At 65.5% G+C, this 14,592-nt stretch carries 12 protein-coding genes and 2 pseudogenes; 5 read left to right on the plus strand and 9 right to left on the minus strand.

The window, feature by feature from the left end:
* From ASE39_RS14075 to ASE39_RS14085, 4 genes and pseudogenes are all read right to left on the minus strand, one after another.
* Positions 1-376 (minus strand): dihydrodipicolinate synthase family protein (locus ASE39_RS14075; protein ID WP_206779128.1); only part of this gene is annotated, 376 nt, incomplete at both ends.
* A 1-nt stretch (position 377) separates the two neighbouring features.
* A pseudogene (locus ASE39_RS14080) lies at positions 378-1,016 on the minus strand (5-dehydro-4-deoxyglucarate dehydratase); the annotation flags it as partial.
* Between the two features lies 1 nt (position 1,017).
* A pseudogene (locus tag ASE39_RS27130) lies at positions 1,018-1,138 on the minus strand (5-dehydro-4-deoxyglucarate dehydratase); the annotation flags it as partial.
* Positions 1,139-1,196: 58 nt separating this feature from the next.
* Complete coding sequence (locus tag ASE39_RS14085; RefSeq protein ID WP_010458985.1) at positions 1,197-2,168, minus strand: tripartite tricarboxylate transporter substrate binding protein; 972 nt, start codon at positions 2,166-2,168, stop codon at positions 1,197-1,199.
* A 370-nt stretch (positions 2,169-2,538) separates the two neighbouring features.
* Here ASE39_RS14085 and ASE39_RS14090 point away from each other — a divergent pair, with 370 nt between their 5' ends.
* The 3 genes from ASE39_RS14090 to ASE39_RS25935 all read left to right on the plus strand — a co-directional run bounded on the left by ASE39_RS14090 (position 2,539) and on the right by ASE39_RS25935 (position 6,927).
* Positions 2,539-3,636 (plus strand): beta-propeller fold lactonase family protein, encoded by a 1,098-nt coding sequence (locus ASE39_RS14090; RefSeq protein WP_057271563.1) that lies wholly within the window; start codon positions 2,539-2,541, stop codon positions 3,634-3,636.
* Between the two features lie 81 nt (positions 3,637-3,717).
* Positions 3,718-4,710, plus strand: coding sequence for a tripartite tricarboxylate transporter substrate binding protein (locus ASE39_RS14095; protein ID WP_057271564.1), 993 nt, complete (start codon positions 3,718-3,720; stop codon positions 4,708-4,710).
* A gap of 279 nt (positions 4,711-4,989) precedes the next feature.
* Positions 4,990-6,927: a cadherin-like beta sandwich domain-containing protein gene (locus tag ASE39_RS25935; RefSeq protein ID WP_082615446.1), complete on the plus strand. Its 1,938-nt coding sequence runs from the start codon at positions 4,990-4,992 to the stop codon at positions 6,925-6,927.
* 117 nt (positions 6,928-7,044) lie between these two features.
* Here the strand turns inward: ASE39_RS25935 and ASE39_RS14105 are convergent, their stop codons facing one another.
* Complete coding sequence (locus ASE39_RS14105; RefSeq protein WP_057271565.1) at positions 7,045-7,353, minus strand: helix-turn-helix transcriptional regulator; 309 nt, start codon at positions 7,351-7,353, stop codon at positions 7,045-7,047.
* A 212-nt stretch (positions 7,354-7,565) separates the two neighbouring features.
* Here ASE39_RS14105 and ASE39_RS14110 point away from each other — a divergent pair, with 212 nt between their 5' ends.
* Positions 7,566-9,551: an SEL1-like repeat protein gene (locus ASE39_RS14110; RefSeq protein WP_057271566.1), complete on the plus strand. Its 1,986-nt coding sequence runs from the start codon at positions 7,566-7,568 to the stop codon at positions 9,549-9,551.
* A gap of 28 nt (positions 9,552-9,579) precedes the next feature.
* On the opposite strand, the gene ASE39_RS14115 is transcribed toward ASE39_RS14110, so the two are convergent.
* The 3 genes from ASE39_RS14115 to ASE39_RS14125 all read right to left on the minus strand — a co-directional run bounded on the left by ASE39_RS14115 (position 9,580) and on the right by ASE39_RS14125 (position 12,884).
* The gene (locus ASE39_RS14115) at positions 9,580-9,906 is read right to left on the minus strand and encodes an EthD family reductase (protein WP_010458973.1); all 327 of its coding nucleotides are present in this window, start codon (positions 9,904-9,906) and stop codon (positions 9,580-9,582) included.
* A gap of 114 nt (positions 9,907-10,020) precedes the next feature.
* Positions 10,021-11,865 (minus strand): ABC transporter ATP-binding protein, encoded by a 1,845-nt coding sequence (locus ASE39_RS14120; protein ID WP_010458972.1) that lies wholly within the window; start codon positions 11,863-11,865, stop codon positions 10,021-10,023.
* Positions 11,866-12,005: 140 nt separating this feature from the next.
* Positions 12,006-12,884: a LysR family transcriptional regulator gene (locus ASE39_RS14125; protein ID WP_057271567.1), complete on the minus strand. Its 879-nt coding sequence runs from the start codon at positions 12,882-12,884 to the stop codon at positions 12,006-12,008.
* Between the two features lie 152 nt (positions 12,885-13,036).
* Between ASE39_RS14125 and ASE39_RS14130 the strand changes: the two genes are divergently transcribed.
* Positions 13,037-14,041, plus strand: a complete 1,005-nt coding sequence (locus ASE39_RS14130) for an NAD(P)-dependent alcohol dehydrogenase (RefSeq protein WP_057271828.1) — start codon at positions 13,037-13,039, stop codon at positions 14,039-14,041.
* Between the two features lie 59 nt (positions 14,042-14,100).
* Here ASE39_RS14130 and ASE39_RS14135 read toward each other — a convergent pair whose 3' ends face one another.
* Positions 14,101-14,568 carry a CopD family protein gene (locus tag ASE39_RS14135; protein WP_082615471.1) on the minus strand — a complete coding sequence of 156 codons (468 nt, stop codon included), beginning with the start codon at positions 14,566-14,568 and terminating at the stop codon, positions 14,101-14,103.
* Positions 14,569-14,592: the final 24 nt, after the last annotated feature.

Raw genomic sequence — 14,592 nt, forward strand, 5'->3', positions numbered from 1 at the left:
TGGCGCCCGCCTTGATGATGCTCACGCCGTAGCCTTCCACCCGGTTGCGAATCGCCAGGTAAGGCATGAAGAACTCCTTGAGCAACTTGTGCTGCGTGGCGATGTCGTCGCTGGCCACGGCCTTGTAGAACTCCATCGCCGTCTTGGGGATGAAATTGAACACCGCCGACGAGTACACCGGCGTGCCCAGCGCCTTGTAGGCCGCTGCATACACCTCGGCCGTGGGCAGGCCGCCCAGGTAGGAGAAGCGGTCGCCCATCTTCATGAAGATGGAAGACATGGTCTCGATATTGCCCACGCCATCCTTGAAGCCCACCAGGTTCGGGCAGCGATCGGCCAGGATGGCCAGGGAATCGGCCGTCAGCTTGGTGCGGTCNCTTGGGGATGAAATTGAACACCGCCGACGAGTACACCGGCGTGCCCAGCGCCTTGTAGGCCGCTGCATACACCTCGGCCGTGGGCAGGCCGCCCAGGTACGAGAAACGATCGCCCATCTTCATGAAGATGGAAGACATGGTCTCGATATTGCCCACGCCATCCTTGAAGCCCACCAGGTTCGGGCAGCGATCGGCCAGGATGGCCAGGGAATCGGCCGTCAGCTTGGTGCGGTCACGGTTGTAGACGATGACCCCGAACTTCACGCTCTTGCAGACCGCCGCCACATGCTCGATCAAACCCTCTTGGCCGGCTTCGGTCAGGTAGTGGGGCAGCAGCAGGATGCCGTGGGCGCCCAGGCGCTCGGCCTCCTGGGCATGGGCGATGGCCGTGCGGGTGGGGCCACCGGCACCGGCAATGATCGGCACCTTGCCGCGGCAGGTATCCACGGCGGTCTTGATCACCTGGCCGTACTCGGGGCCGGACAGCGAGAAATACTCGCCCGTGCCGCCAGCGGCGAACAGGGCGCTGGCGCCGTAGGGGGCCAGCCACTCCAGGCGCTCGATGTAGGTCTTGGGGCGGAATTCACCCTGCTCGTCGAAGTCCGTGATGGGGAAGGACAGCAGGCCGGAGCCCATGATNCCAGCCACTCCAGGCGCTCGATGTAGGTCTTGGGGCGGAATTCACCCTGCTCGTCGAAGTCCGTGATGGGGAAGGACAGCAGGCCGGAGCCCATGATGGATTTGAGTTCTTGCGGGTTCATGGTGATGGTGGGTCTGGTGAGAAAAACCTTGAAAGCCTTGGAGCTTCGAAGTGGGAAATCAGTCGAGCTTGATGTTGGCGGCCTTCACCACGGTGGCCCAGCGTGCGCGTTCCTTGGTGAAGAACTGGTCTTGCTCGGCGGGGGTCATGGTCACCACTTCAGCACCCTGGCCGGCCAGGCGCGAGCGGATCTCGGGGGCGCGGATGGCCGTGATGAGTGCCTTGTTAAGCTTTTGCACGATGGCATCCGGGGTGCCGCGTGGCACCAGAATGCCTTGCCATGTGCCCGATTCGAAACCAGCCACGCCTTGTTCGGCGAGGGTGGGCACATCGCCAATCAGCGGCATGCGCGTGGCTTTGGAAACGCCCAGCACCTTGAGCTTGCCGTTCTGCACCTGGGGCAGGGTGGCGAGCATGCCGTTCATCAGGATCTGGGTTTGGCCAGCCACGGTGTCTTGAATGGCGGTAACGCCCCCCTTGTAGGGGATGTATTGCCACTTTGCACCGCTGGCGCGCTCCAGCGCCACGCCCGCTACGTGCGGCGCGCTGCCAGTGGCCGTCACGGCAAAGTTCAGGTCGTTCTTTTTCGAATACGCCACCAACTCCTTGAAGTTGTTGACGGGCACCGAAGGGTGCACCACCAACAGGTGGGGGGAGTACGCCAGCATGGTCACGCCACGCAGGTCCTTGGAGGGGTCGAACGACAGCTTGGTGTAAACCGAGGGGCTGATGGCCAGCGCACCCACGTCGCACAGCAGCAGGGTGTAGCCATCGGGTTCGGCCTTGGTCACAAAGTCGGCACCCAGGTTGCCGTTGGCGCCGGGCTTGTTCTCGACGATCACCGTCTGCTTGAGCGATTCGGACAGCACTTGGCTGATGGAGCGCGCAATGATGTCCGAGCTGCCGCCTGGAGGGTAGGGCACCACGATCCGCAGGGTCTTGGCAGGCCATTCGGCGGTCTGTGCGGTGGCAGAGGCCGCAGCAAGGGTGGCGATACACGCCAGAAAGGCGGCTCTACGGCGCAGGGTCATGGAATGTCTCCGTGAATTAAGTTGTTAGTCATCGTACAACCAAGATTGCAAAATGGCAATAGGAATGGTGGGGATTGGGATCTTTTTAGGTGAAAAATCAGGGTTTCTACCAGCATTTTTGCGCGAATTTCCCTATGGTATCGCCGGAAAAATCCCGCGAGCGGCAGTCTTCAAAATTGGGGTAATCCCTGCATGAAGAGTTGGAAGTTATAGCGACAATGCAGTTCTTGTTGTACGACAACATATAACGTATGACAAAACCCAAGACACTCCGCCGACCACACCGAGTCCCGGTCAGTAGCCGGCGGATGAACACCCACATGGCAAGCGGTGGCTGCGACCACCGCGCCGATCACTTCAGGAGATGGCAATGACCGCTGTACTTCGCATCCGCACCCGGGCGGCGCAACTGGCACTGGCTGCCGCTACCTGCCTGGCCACGCCCGGCGCCTGGGCGGTCACCTGGGTCTATGTCTCCAACGCAGACAGCCAGGATGTGTCGGTGTTCGAGCTGGACCGAAGCGCCGCCGCGCTCAAGCCGGTGGACACCACGGCACTGGGCGGCATGGCGATGCCCATGGCGGTGAGCCCGGACAAGAAGGTGCTGTACGTGGCACTGCGTTCGCAGCCGTTTCGGGTGGTGAGCCTGGCGATCGACCCCGCCAGCGGCAAGCTGCGCAAGCTGGGCGAGGCCCCGCTGGCCGACAGCATGGCCAATATCGATACCGATGCCACGGGTCGCTGGCTATTCGCGGCCTCGTACCCGGGCCACAAGATCACGGTCAACAGCATTGGCAAGGATGGGGCGGTGGGCGCTGTGCAGCAGCTCATCCCCACGGCGCCCAATGCGCACGCCATCCATGCCGATGCCGCCAATCGCCATGTGTTTGCCACCAGCCTGGGCGGCGACAACCTCTCGGCCTGGCGCTTCGATGCCGAGACCGGCAAGCTCACCGCCAACGAGCCGGCAGTCACCACGGTGACCCCTGAAAAAGCGGGCCCGCGCCACTTCGTGTGGGACAAGGGGCAGCGCTTTGTCTATTTGCTGAATGAACTGGACGCCTCCGTCCACGTGATGGCCTACGACGCCACGCGCGGCACGCTGCGCGCGGTGCAGCGCACCACAGCGCTGCCGGCCGGCTTTACCGGCAAGCCCTGGGCGGCCGACATTCACCTGTCGCCTGATGGCCGTACGCTGTATGCGTCGGAACGTACCTCGAGCACGCTCAGCAGCTTCCGCATCGACGCGGCCACGGGCCAGCTGCAACCGCTGGGCCAGGTGCCCACCGAAAAAACCCCGCGCGGCTTTGCGGTGGATTCGTCGGGCCGATTCCTGATCGCGGCGGGGCAGGAGTCCCACCAGGTTTCGCTGCATCCCATCGATCCCACCACCGGCATCCCGGGCACCCCAACGCGTGTGCCTGCGGGCAAGAACCCCAACTGGGTCGAGATCGTTGACCTGCCTTGAGACGGCCTGAACCGTAGAAACGCCAGAGCGGTTCCTCCATTCGGGCCATCCATTCACCATCCATAAACCAGGAGACTTTTCATGCAACGCAGAACCCTCATCCACACAGCGGCCCTTGCCGCCGCCGTGGGCTTCATCGGCCTGCCCGCCGCCGCCCAGGGCACCTGGCCCACGGGCAAGCCGATCAGCTACGTGGTGCCGTTTGCCGCTGGCGGCACCACCGACACGCTCGGCCGCCTGATCGGCCAGCAGTTGGGCACCGTCCTGGGGACCACCGTGGTGGTCGAGAACAAGGGTGGCGCGGCCGGCAGCATTGGTTCGGAAGCTGCAGCGCGCGCCGCACCTGACGGCTACACGCTGCTGGGTGGCACCGTCAGCTCCCACGCCATCAACATCAGCCTGTACCCGAAGCTGGGCTATGACCCCATCAAGTCATTCAGCCCCGTCACGCTGATCGGTACCAACCCCGTGGTGCTGGTCGTGGCCGCCAACAGCCCACACAAGACGCTCAAGGACGTGCTGGCCGCCGCCAAAGCCAAGGAGGGCGGCCTGTCGTCTGCCTCCGCCGGCACCGGCAGCTCGCAGCACCTGGCTGTGGAACTGCTGGCCTACAAGTCGGGCGTGAAGTTCACGCACATCCCGTACAAGGGCAGCGGCCCCGCCATCCAGGACGTGATCAGCGGCCAGGTGGACATGATGTTCGACACCACGGTAGTTGCTGCACCGCACATCCAGAGCGGCAAGCTGCGCGCCATTGCCGTCACCTCGCCCAAACGCCTGGCCTCCATGCCCGATGTGCCCACCGTGGCCGAATCGGGCGTGAATGGCCTGGCCGACTTCCAGGTGCAGTCGTGGCAGGCGATTTTTGTGCCCGTCGGCACCCCCACACCCGTTGTCACGCGCTTGCACGACGAGATCCGCAAGATCCTCGCCCAGCCCGACATGCAAAACCGCCTGAAGGGGTTTGGCATGGAGCCGGCCGACCTGAACGTGACGCAGATTGCCGCCTTCCAGAAGGCTGAAGTCGAAAAGTGGGCGCAGGTCATCAAGGCGGCGAATATCAAGGTGGATTGAGCGAGCTATCCGTTGGTCTGCCCTTGCTGGGCAGGGTGCGGGATGGCCTTAGCGGGCCATCCCTTTTTTTTGCCCGTCGTTGCAACAGGCTTGCAACGGGTGCGGACGAAAAGCAGGGGCATGGCTGGGAAGGGTGCAACGGATCGGGCGCCGCCGCAGTGAGACAACGCTGGGCGGCGTCTCCCATTTGTCTCCCCAATTGGCAGGCAGAAACGCGGGTGGCGCATCTGCCATTTGCATGGTTTGACTCCCTATCCCCAATCTTCTGAAGGCCCCCGTATGACACACGCAACCCATCCTCTTCTCACTCGGCGTCGCAATGCACTGGGCACCGTGGGCGCGCTCACGGCGCTGACCTTGAGCGCGTGCGGAGGTGGCGGCAGCAGCAGTTCCAGCACGTCGAGCAATGCGGCGCTCTCCGGGCTGAGCGTGTCAGAAGAAGGGTTGAGCCCGGCGTTTGATGCGGCCACCACCAGTTACGACCTGGCGGTGGCCAACACCGTTGCGTCGCTGAAGCTGGTGCCAACGACTGCGGGCGCCGATGCCAGCGTCCAGGTCAACGGCACCACGGTGGCCAGCGGCAGCAGCACGGCGACGGTGGCCCTCGCCGAGGGAGCGAACACGCTGTCGGTCGTCGTCACGGCGGCCGATGGCAGCACCGCGCGCACTTACACGGTGCGGGTCACGCGGGCGCCGGCCAGTGCGTCCCCAGATGCGTCGCTGCGCGCACTCACGCTGTCGTCGGGCGAGCTGTCGCCCACGTTTGCGGCGGGCACCACGGCCTACACGGTGGCGGTGGCCAATGCCGTCTCGATGGTCACGCTCACGCCCACGGCCACCAGCAGCGCCGCAAGCATCCGTATCAATGGCGTGGCCGTGACCAGCGGCAGCGCGTCGGCAGCCATCTCGCTGGCCGTAGGCACCACCACGCTCACCGTGCGCGTCACCGCCCAGGACAAGGTCACCACGCGCAGCTACACCATCGTTGTCACGCGGGCCGCCACCACGGTGTCCAGCGATGCCTCGCTCAAAGCACTCGTGCTATCGGCTGGGGCGCTCACGCCGGCCTTCGCTTCCGCCACCAGCAGCTACACCGCCACGGTCGCCAACAGCGTGACGTCGGTCACCGTGACGCCCACGGCCACCAGCGCGGCGGCCACGGTCTCGGTGAATGGTGTGGCGGTGGGCAACGGCAGCAATTCCGGCGCCATCGCGCTGGCGGTGGGCAGCAACACGATCAAGATCGTCGTGACCGCGCAGGACAGCGGCACCAGCAGCACCACCACCGTGGTCGTGACGCGGGCCGCAGCCTCAGTGTCCACGGATGCGAGCCTGTCTGCGCTGGTCCTGTCGTCTGGCAGCCTGTCTCCGTCCTTTGCGGCGGCCACAACGTCTTATACGGCGGCCATCTCCAACACCGTGGCTTCGTTGACCCTCACACCGACCACTGCGAGCAGCGGTGCCAAGGTCACAGTCAATGGCAGCACGGTGGCCAGCGGCGCGGCGTCATCTGCCATCACCCTCGCGGTGGGGAGCAACACCCTGAGCATCGTGGTGACGGCCGCAGATGGCGTCACGGCGCGCACCTACACGGTGGTGGCCACGCGCGCCGCCACGGGCACCTGCACACTCACGGCCACCGAGACCCAGGGGCCCTATCCACTGCTGGCAATCCTGTCGAACTCGGCCATGGTGCGCAGCAACATCACCGAAGGCAAAACCGGCGTACCGCTGACGGTCACGCTGACGGTGCAGGATGTGAGCAATGGCTGTGCGCCCGTGGCGGGCGCAGCGGTCTACATCTGGCACTGCGACAAGGATGGCCTCTACTCGGGTTACAGCACCGGCACCAATGCGGGCCAGGCGGGGCTGACGTATCTGCGCGGTATCCAGGTGACCAACAGCAGTGGCCAGGTCACCTTCACCACCATCTACCCCGGCTGGTACGCAGGCCGCATCACGCACATCCACGCCCAGGTCTATCTGAACGACAACCTGAGCGTCACCGCCACGGCCACCACCCAACTGGCCTTCCCGCAGGATGTGACGACGGCGGTCTACAACAGCACGCTGTACAGCGCCAAGGGCCAGAACAATTCGGTGGCGAGCTTCGCCGCCGACAACGTGTTCAGTGACGGCACCAGCACGGAGATGGTGGCCATCAGTGGGAGTGTGGCGAGCGGCTACGCGGCGAATCTCACCGTCAACATCGCCTGAGTACGCGAAGGAAGCTCCGGGCTATTGAGGCCGACCCAGTGAACCCGGAGCCCCAGTCAGCCCCCCGCTAGGGTTCTGGGTTCGCGCAGGGCGCCTTCTGCATGCGCCCGGCTGGGTTCAGGCGCCCACGGGGGCGTGCGCACCACCGTTCGCTCCGGATCTTTCGGTCAGGCAAAACGCAGGATGCTGGCCCGTGAGCAGCAGAAACATCGCAAACACCGGCCCTTGCATGTTGCGCTCGTCGCTGGTGCTCTCCAGCGCCTGCCAGGTGCGCGACTGCACACCGCCCCGGCTGCCCGTCTGCAGCGGGTAACCCATCAGCTCCGCCGCCTGCGCCTGGCTGAGCCCTGCGGCAATGCGCGCTGCCTTGAGCTGGTCGCCCGTGGGGATGGGCATGTCGAGCGGAATGGGTGTGGTGGTGGACATGGGTAGGCGGTTTGAAAGTTGTTTGCTATTAAATTTATAGCTATAAACGCAATGTGAACAAGCGGTAGGGCCTATTTTCACCAAAAATTAGCAGACCGCCGCCACGTTGCAGGGCACGCTGCATCAACACCTGGCTGCCGTGGCAAGGATAAAGGGCCCCCTAAAATCCGCGAACCACACCAAGTAGTAACGCCGCGCCGGGAGGGGATGGAATGAGTTACACGCTGCAGCTCTGGGAAAAACCTGCCGATTGGCCCTGGCCCACCACCAAGGCGGAGGCCGAAGCACAGTTCGAGCGCGCGGCTGATGGCCCCAGGGGCCCGCTGAACCCCAAGTTCGTGGCGTGGGCCCGGGTGGTGGAAGATCGGTTCCCAGAGGCCTGGGACATCTGGCTGGGCGGCACGGAAGACACCGAGCCCACGTTTGGCTTTGGTCTGAACACCCGCATGTCGGACTGGGGCCCGCCGTTTGACCATGCCTGCGAGCAGGCCCATAGGCTGGGCCTGAACCTGTATGACCCCCAGAACGGCCTGCACTACCTGGCCAACGGCGATGTGCCCGAAGAGCCGGATCTGCAGGTGCGGCATGCGGTCAGCGCCCGCAAGGCGGGTGACGACGCCACGGCCTGGGCCGAGTACCGGCGCTGGGCGGCGCTCGGCAACAAACACGCCCTCTACGCCATGGGCCGCGCGTTGCGCTTTGGCACGATGGGCCAGCGTCGGCACTTCGACCTGGCAGCCGTGCTGCAGACAATGGGTGCGCACGATGCCCAGACCCAACTGGATGCCAAGGGCTTTTACGAACGCTTTCCGGCGGAGGCGAAAGCGCGTGTGCAGACGCTGTCCGCGCGCCTGAACTCTGCGTCGGGTGAGCAGCTGCTCAAGATCGTGGACGACGAGCGCAAGGCCGTGGACGATGCCTTTGTGCATGCCGAGCAAATGGCGCTCTTCACGCGCAAACGCATCGAAGCCGCCGACACCGTGATGGCAGTGGCTGCGCAGGGCCATGAGGTGGCGGCGTTTCAGCATGCGCTGGAGACGGTGATCGGCTGGGAACAGCCCAATTACGAGAGCGCCCGCTACTGGTGCCACCGGGCCGCCGACTGGGACTACGAACCCGCCAAGCGCTTGCTGGCGTTGATGCACGAGCGTGGCTGGGGCGGCCCCGTGGACAAGGAAGAGGCCGCCAAATGGAATGCTGCGGCGCAAGCGCAGCGGCAGCAGGCGCAAAAGATGCAGCAACGCCAGGAAGAGTCCGACTCACCGGGCGGCCTCAGCCTGGCACCCATGGCCCCTGCACCTTCGTCCTCGTCTTCCTCTGCACCCGTCGTGTGGACCGGCTCGGTCACGCGCGACCTGGTGGGCTGGTTCGCGCGCGAAGGCGACCCCCATGCGGCGTTCAGCCTGGGCACATCAGACCAACATGGCCGCGACGGGGGACCCGTGAACCTGGCCCAGGCCCGCGCGTGGTATGCCCAGGCGGCCGAGGCGGGCCATGCCGACGCGACCTACAACCTGGCCCTCTTCGTCGAGGAGGGGAGGGGTGGACCCAAGGACGCCCTGGTGGGCAAGGCGCTTTTCATGCTGGCCCATGTGCGCGGCAGCACCCTGAGGGTCGAAAACTTGCGAGTCTCTCCGGCCGAGCAGGGCCCCGTGCGTGCATTGGTCACGGCCCTGCGCGCGCCAGGCCGTCTGCGTGCCATGCTGCAGGAGCGGGGGCTGGCCCCCAGCGCAGAGGCGCGGTCGGTGTCCGCCCCTGCCGCGGCGGCCGGTGTGGTGGCGGCCGGACTGTCCGCATCGGAGTGGGGCCGGGCCGATACAGCTGCACCAGCGCCAACGCGTGCCCAGCCGTCCCAGGTTTCGGCGCACAGCCGCTCACGCAGCGGGGTGGACGATGACGAGGAGGGGGAGCACAGCCGTGGTGCGCGGTCCGCCTTCTCCCTGCATCTGGGCCATGTGGCCCTGGCCATTGGCGTGGCCAACGCGGTGCTGCTGATTGCGTTCTTCAAGCCTGGAGCGAGTTTCCGCATGGGAATGCTCATCCTGGGTTGTGTGGCAGCCTATGGTGCGTGGCGCACGGCGCGGGATTTCGACTGGTCACCCGTCACACGCGCCGTGGTGGCACTTCTGGCCGGGGTACCCATGCTGGGCATGGCCGTGAGCCTGGGCCTGTTGTTCAAGGCCGTGCGCGAGCGCTGAATTGCAATTCACGCGCTAGCCTGTGCGCTCAGGCAGTGACCTCATGTGCCAGCATCTGCGCAAAGTACGACTCGGGCTCGATGTTGGTGTAGTTGGGAATGTCGGCCATCAGCGCCGCCGCCGTCTGTTTGGCTGCGATTTGTGCCTGCTTCAGGTCGCTGAAAAAAGCATTGGTCAGCGCCACCACCTGGCCGGGGCGGGGCTCGCCGGGGTAGAGCACGCGGTCGCTCTCCAGCCGCACCAGGCCCAGTGGCTGCAGGGCCGAACGGGCGATGCGCATGTGTTCGCCGTGGTAGTAGTCATGGTTGAAGGTGGCGCCTTCGCGCCAGCGGTACAGGGCGGTGACTTTGATCATCGAAGCCTTTCCATCAGGTGTTGAAAACCGCCACCGTAGGGGCAACGCGTCGGCTGCACAGCCGCTTGCGCGACAGCCTGTCGTCCAGGCGGCTTGGTGTCGGTCCCTGTCAGGTCAATCCTCTTCCGATTCGCCCAGGAATCCACCGCTCTGGTGACCCCACAGCCGTGCATACACGCCACCCTGCGCCAGCAGTTGCGCATGGGTGCCTTCTTCGACGATGCGGCCCGCGTCCATCACGATGAGGCGGTCCATGGCGGCGATGGTGGACAGGCGGTGGGCAATCGCGATCACGGTCTTGCCCTGCATGAGGCCGTCCAGGCTTTGCTGGATGGCGGCTTCCACCTCGGAGTCGAGCGCGCTGGTGGCCTCGTCCAGCAGCAGGATGGGCGCGTCCTTGAGCATCACGCGCGCAATGGCCACGCGCTGGCGCTGGCCCCCCGAGAGTTTCACGCCGCGCTCACCGACATGCGCCTCGTAGCCTGCGCGGCCCTGCAGATCCGTCAGCGTGGTGATGAAGTCCGCCGCTTCCGCGCGCTCGGCGGCCTGGTGCAGGTCGGCTTCGCTCGCGTCGGGGCGGCCGTACAGGATGTTGTCGCGCATGGAGCGGTGCAAGAGCGAGGTGTCTTGCGTGACCATGCCGATGTTGCGGCGCAGGCTGTCCTGCGTGACCTGGGCGATGTCCTGCCCATCGATAAGGATGCGGCCCGACTGCACGTCGTGAAAACGCAGCAGCAGGTTGACCAGGGTGGACTTGCCTGCGCCCGAGCGGCCGATGAGCCCGATCTTCTCGCCCGGACGAATGGTCAGGTTGAGCCGGTCGATGACAGGGCGGGCACCGGGGCCGCTGCCGTAGGCAAAGCTCATGTTGTCAAAACGCACCTCGCCCTGGGTCACGCTGAGAGGCGCCGCGCCGGGCGCATCGACCACGGTGTGGGGCTTGGTCAGCGTGTTGATGCCGTCCTGGATGGTGCCCACGCTCTCGAACAGGGTGGTCATCTCCCACATCACCCAGTGGGCGTGGCCCGACACGCGCAGCGTCATGGCGGTGACGGCGGCCACGGCCCCGGCGCCCACTTCGCCCGCCGACCACAACCACAGCGCGGTCCCGCAGGCGCCGAGAATCATCGCCACCACCAGGATGTGGTTCACGATCTCGAACCGGCTCACCAGCCGCATCTGCGCGTAGCCGGTGAGCTTGAACGCATCCATGGCGGCACGGGCAAATTCAGATTCGCGCCGGGTGTGCGAGAACAGCTTGACGGTGGCGATGTTGGTGTAGGCGTCGGTGATGCGCCCGGTCATCACCGAGCGCGCATCGGCCTGCGCCTTGCCCACCTTGCCCAGACGCGGCACAAAGTACCAGCAGGCCAAGCCGTAGGCGACGATCCATACCGCAAACGGCACGATCAACCGCGCATCGAACCCCGCGAGCAGCACCAGGATGGTGGCGATGTAAATGCCCATGCCAATCACCACGTCGGTCGTCGTGAAGATCATGTCGCGCACGGCCAGCGCGGTCTGCATGACCTTGGTGGTGATGCGGCCTGCAAACTCGTCGGCATAAAAGGCCATGCTCTGGCCCAGCATCAACCGGTGAAAGTTCCAGCGCAGGCGCAGCGGGAAGTTGATGGCCAGCACCTGGTGCTTGATGCTGGTTTGCACCGCCACCAGTGCCACCGAAGCCAGCAGCAGCGCGGCGATGCCGATCAGCGCACCTTTGCGCTCGGCCCACAGTGCGCCCGGGGCCGTGTTGGATATCCAGTCCACCACGTAGCCCAGCACGGCAAACAGCAACGCTTCATAGAAGGCGATGGCCGCAGACAGACCGGCCATGGCCACCACGTAGCCGCGCAGGCCACGCGTGCCATCCCACACAAAGGCCATGAAGTCCTTCGGGGGCAAATGGGGTTCGGCGGGGGGGTAGGGGGGAAGGCGGCTTTCGAAATACTTGAACACGTAGCAAGGCTCCTCTGTGCCCGATGGTAGAGGCTCTGCGTGCTGGGGTGCTGTCAGCAGAGGGCTTGTCCGCGACTTCTGTAGGTGAACCGCGGGACCACCAGCAGCGAGCGCATTTTTATGCGCGCTGCAGCCGCGTGCTACGAAAACTGTTCCAGCAAAAAATCCACGAAGCTGCGCAGCTTGGGCGAGCGGTAGCGGTCTGGCGGGTACACCACGCTCATGGGGCGGCTCGGGAGTTCATAGCTTGCAAACAGCTGCACCAGGCGGCCCGCGCGCACATCGGCTTCGAGCAGGATGGCCGGCTGCAGGACGATGCCCAGGCCGTGCAGCGCCGCCACCCGCAGCGCCTGCCCGTTGTTGACCTGCAGCCGCCCCGACACGGGCACGCGGCACACACCATCGTCGCCTGTGAGGCTCCACTGCATCAGGGCGGAAGGGCTGAACGATAGGCATTCGTGGCCGGTGAGGTCGCCCGGCCTTTGGGGGGTGCCACGCAGCACGAGGTAGGCGGGGGATGCGCAGACCATCAGCCGGTAGGGCGCCAGGGGCCTGGCGATCAGTGCGGAGTCCGGCAGGTGGCCGATGCGGATCGCGGCTTCAAAGCCTTCTTCCAGCAGGTCCACGACGCGGTCATTCAGCGCGATGTCCACACTGACGTCGGGGTAGCAGTCAAGGTAGGTGGAGAGGGCGGGCATCAGCGCCTCGGCGCCAAAGGTGACCGGTGCGCTGATGCGCAGCTTGCCTGCCGGGGCCAACTGCTGGTTCTGCGCCAGGGCATCGGTCTCGGCCACCAGGCGCAGGATTTCCTTGCAGCGCGCGTAGTAATCCTCGCCAAAGGCCGTGAGGTGCTGGCGCCGGGTGGTGCGGTGCAGCAGCTGCGTGCCCAGCCGCTTCTCCAGCGTGCGCAGGTGGTTGCCCGCCATGGTGGCCGAGATGCCGGTGGCCACGGCGGCGGCACTGAGGCTGCCTTGTTCCACGGTCAGCACATAGACCTTCATGCTGTCCAGCATGTCCATTTGCAACTCCTGATTTCAAATGATTGCAGTGAATGGCAGTTTATCTGTCAATGATGGTGAATCACACTGGCGCGGCAGGTGTTGCCCCGGCGGGGCGGCACCCCATCCGTTTTCGTTTTTTTTCTTTCCCACATCACAAGGACCTGCCGCCCATGAAAGCCGTTGAACTCACCGCGCCTTCGCTCACCGCGTTCCGAACCACTCAGCTCCCAGACCCCGAGCCCGCCAGGGGCGAGGTGGTGGTGCGGCTGCGGGCTGCCTCTCTCAACTACCTGGATGTGGCCATCGCTACGGGGGGGTTCCCGGTGGCGGGCTTTCCGATGGTGCCGGTGGCCGACGGCGCGGGCGAGGTGGTTGCCCTGGGCGAGGGGGTGGAGGGCGTCGCGGTGGGCGACCGGGTGATTCCGCATTTCATGCCGGGTTGGCTGGCTGGCGCCATCACCCCTGGCCATGTGGCGGCGTTGCGGGGCGTGACCCTGCCGGGTTCGCTGGCCGAATACGTGGCCGTGCCGGCTGCCAGCCTGGTGGCCTTGCCGCCGCACCTGGATTTTGTGCACGGTGCGGCGCTGCCGATTGCGGCCACCACCGCCTGGAATGCGGTGCGGTCGGCATCGGTGCGTCCAGGGTCCGTCGTGGTGCTGCTGGGCACAGGCGGCGTCAGCATTTTTGCGCTGCAGTTTGCCAAGGCGAGCGGTGCCACGGTGATTCTGGCTTCATCGTCCGACGACAAGCTGGAGCGTGCGCGCCAGCTTGGCGCGGACCACCTGATCAACTACCGCGCCACCCCCGCTTGGGACGAGGAGGTGCTGCGGCTCACCAACGGGCGCGGTGCCGACCTGGTGGTGGAAACCGTGGGCGCCGCTACCCTGGCACGCTCGCTGCAGGCGGCTGCGTTCGGCGGCACGGTGTTCACGGTGGGCTTCGTCACGGGATCGGTGGCTTCCATCGACATGCTGCCGGTCATCGTGAAAGCCTTGCGCATCGTGGGCAACAACACGGGGTCGGTGGCCGACCTTGCGCAAGCCACGCAGGCCATTGCGGCGCACCGCATCGTGCCCGCCGTCGACCGCGTGTTCGGCATCGATGAAACGCAGGCCGCGTATGCCGAACTCAGCGCGGGCGGGCGGCATTTTGGCAAGTTGGCCATCGTGCATTGACGCGGCACAGGCAGGGGGCTACAACGCCCTGCCGTCGGCCGATTCGGCGTGGCGCCGCGCTACAGCAGCACGGTGACAACCACAATCACCACGCCCAGCGCCAGGTTCACACCCACCCAGCTGCGGATGCTGCCCAGGGCCTTGCCCCCGGCGGGCCAGTCCGACGCAGCCACCGCCCGCTGCAGGCGCTTGAACAGTGCAAACCGGATGTGACCGAAGATGGCCATCATGGCCAGGCCCAGCGTGGCCATGATGGTCCAGTCCAGCGGCATGGCAAAGCTGCCCCCTGCCTGCACGGCCTGTTTGGCCACGCGGCCGATCATCCACAGCCCGCTGCCCAGTACCACCACCACCGCCACACTCACCGCAGCCAGAAAACGCTGCAACACATCGTGCATGAGCCGCACACGCAGCGGCGGCTCCAGCGACTGTGCTGCAGGGCGCAGGAAGAAATGGGCAAACACCATGCCGCCGATCCACACGATGACGGACAGGACATGGGCGAGCTGGAGTGCGTTGTAGAACATGGTGCTGGAGAACGAGGAGGACAT

This window comes from Acidovorax sp. Root267 (assembly GCF_001429215.1).
In the GTDB taxonomy this organism is placed as follows: domain Bacteria; phylum Pseudomonadota; class Gammaproteobacteria; order Burkholderiales; family Burkholderiaceae_C; genus Acidovorax; species Acidovorax radicis.

Excerpts from the sequence above, each read along its gene's own strand:
- ASE39_RS14130 (WP_057271828.1), top strand. The coding sequence starts at position 13,037 with ATGAAAGCCGTTGAACTCACCGCGCCTTCGCTCACCGCGTTCCGAACC.
- ASE39_RS14085 (WP_010458985.1), bottom strand. The coding sequence starts at position 2,168 with ATGACCCTGCGCCGTAGAGCCGCCTTTCTGGCGTGTATCGCCACCCTT.
- ASE39_RS14135 (WP_082615471.1), bottom strand. The coding sequence starts at position 14,568 with ATGTTCTACAACGCACTCCAGCTCGCCCATGTCCTGTCCGTCATCGTG.
- ASE39_RS14095 (WP_057271564.1), top strand. The coding sequence starts at position 3,718 with ATGCAACGCAGAACCCTCATCCACACAGCGGCCCTTGCCGCCGCCGTG.
- ASE39_RS25935 (WP_082615446.1), top strand. The coding sequence starts at position 4,990 with ATGACACACGCAACCCATCCTCTTCTCACTCGGCGTCGCAATGCACTG.
- ASE39_RS14115 (WP_010458973.1), bottom strand. The coding sequence starts at position 9,906 with ATGATCAAAGTCACCGCCCTGTACCGCTGGCGCGAAGGCGCCACCTTC.
- ASE39_RS14105 (WP_057271565.1), bottom strand. The coding sequence starts at position 7,353 with ATGTCCACCACCACACCCATTCCGCTCGACATGCCCATCCCCACGGGC.
- ASE39_RS14125 (WP_057271567.1), bottom strand. The coding sequence starts at position 12,884 with ATGGACATGCTGGACAGCATGAAGGTCTATGTGCTGACCGTGGAACAA.
- ASE39_RS14090 (WP_057271563.1), top strand. The coding sequence starts at position 2,539 with ATGACCGCTGTACTTCGCATCCGCACCCGGGCGGCGCAACTGGCACTG.
- ASE39_RS14110 (WP_057271566.1), top strand. The coding sequence starts at position 7,566 with ATGAGTTACACGCTGCAGCTCTGGGAAAAACCTGCCGATTGGCCCTGG.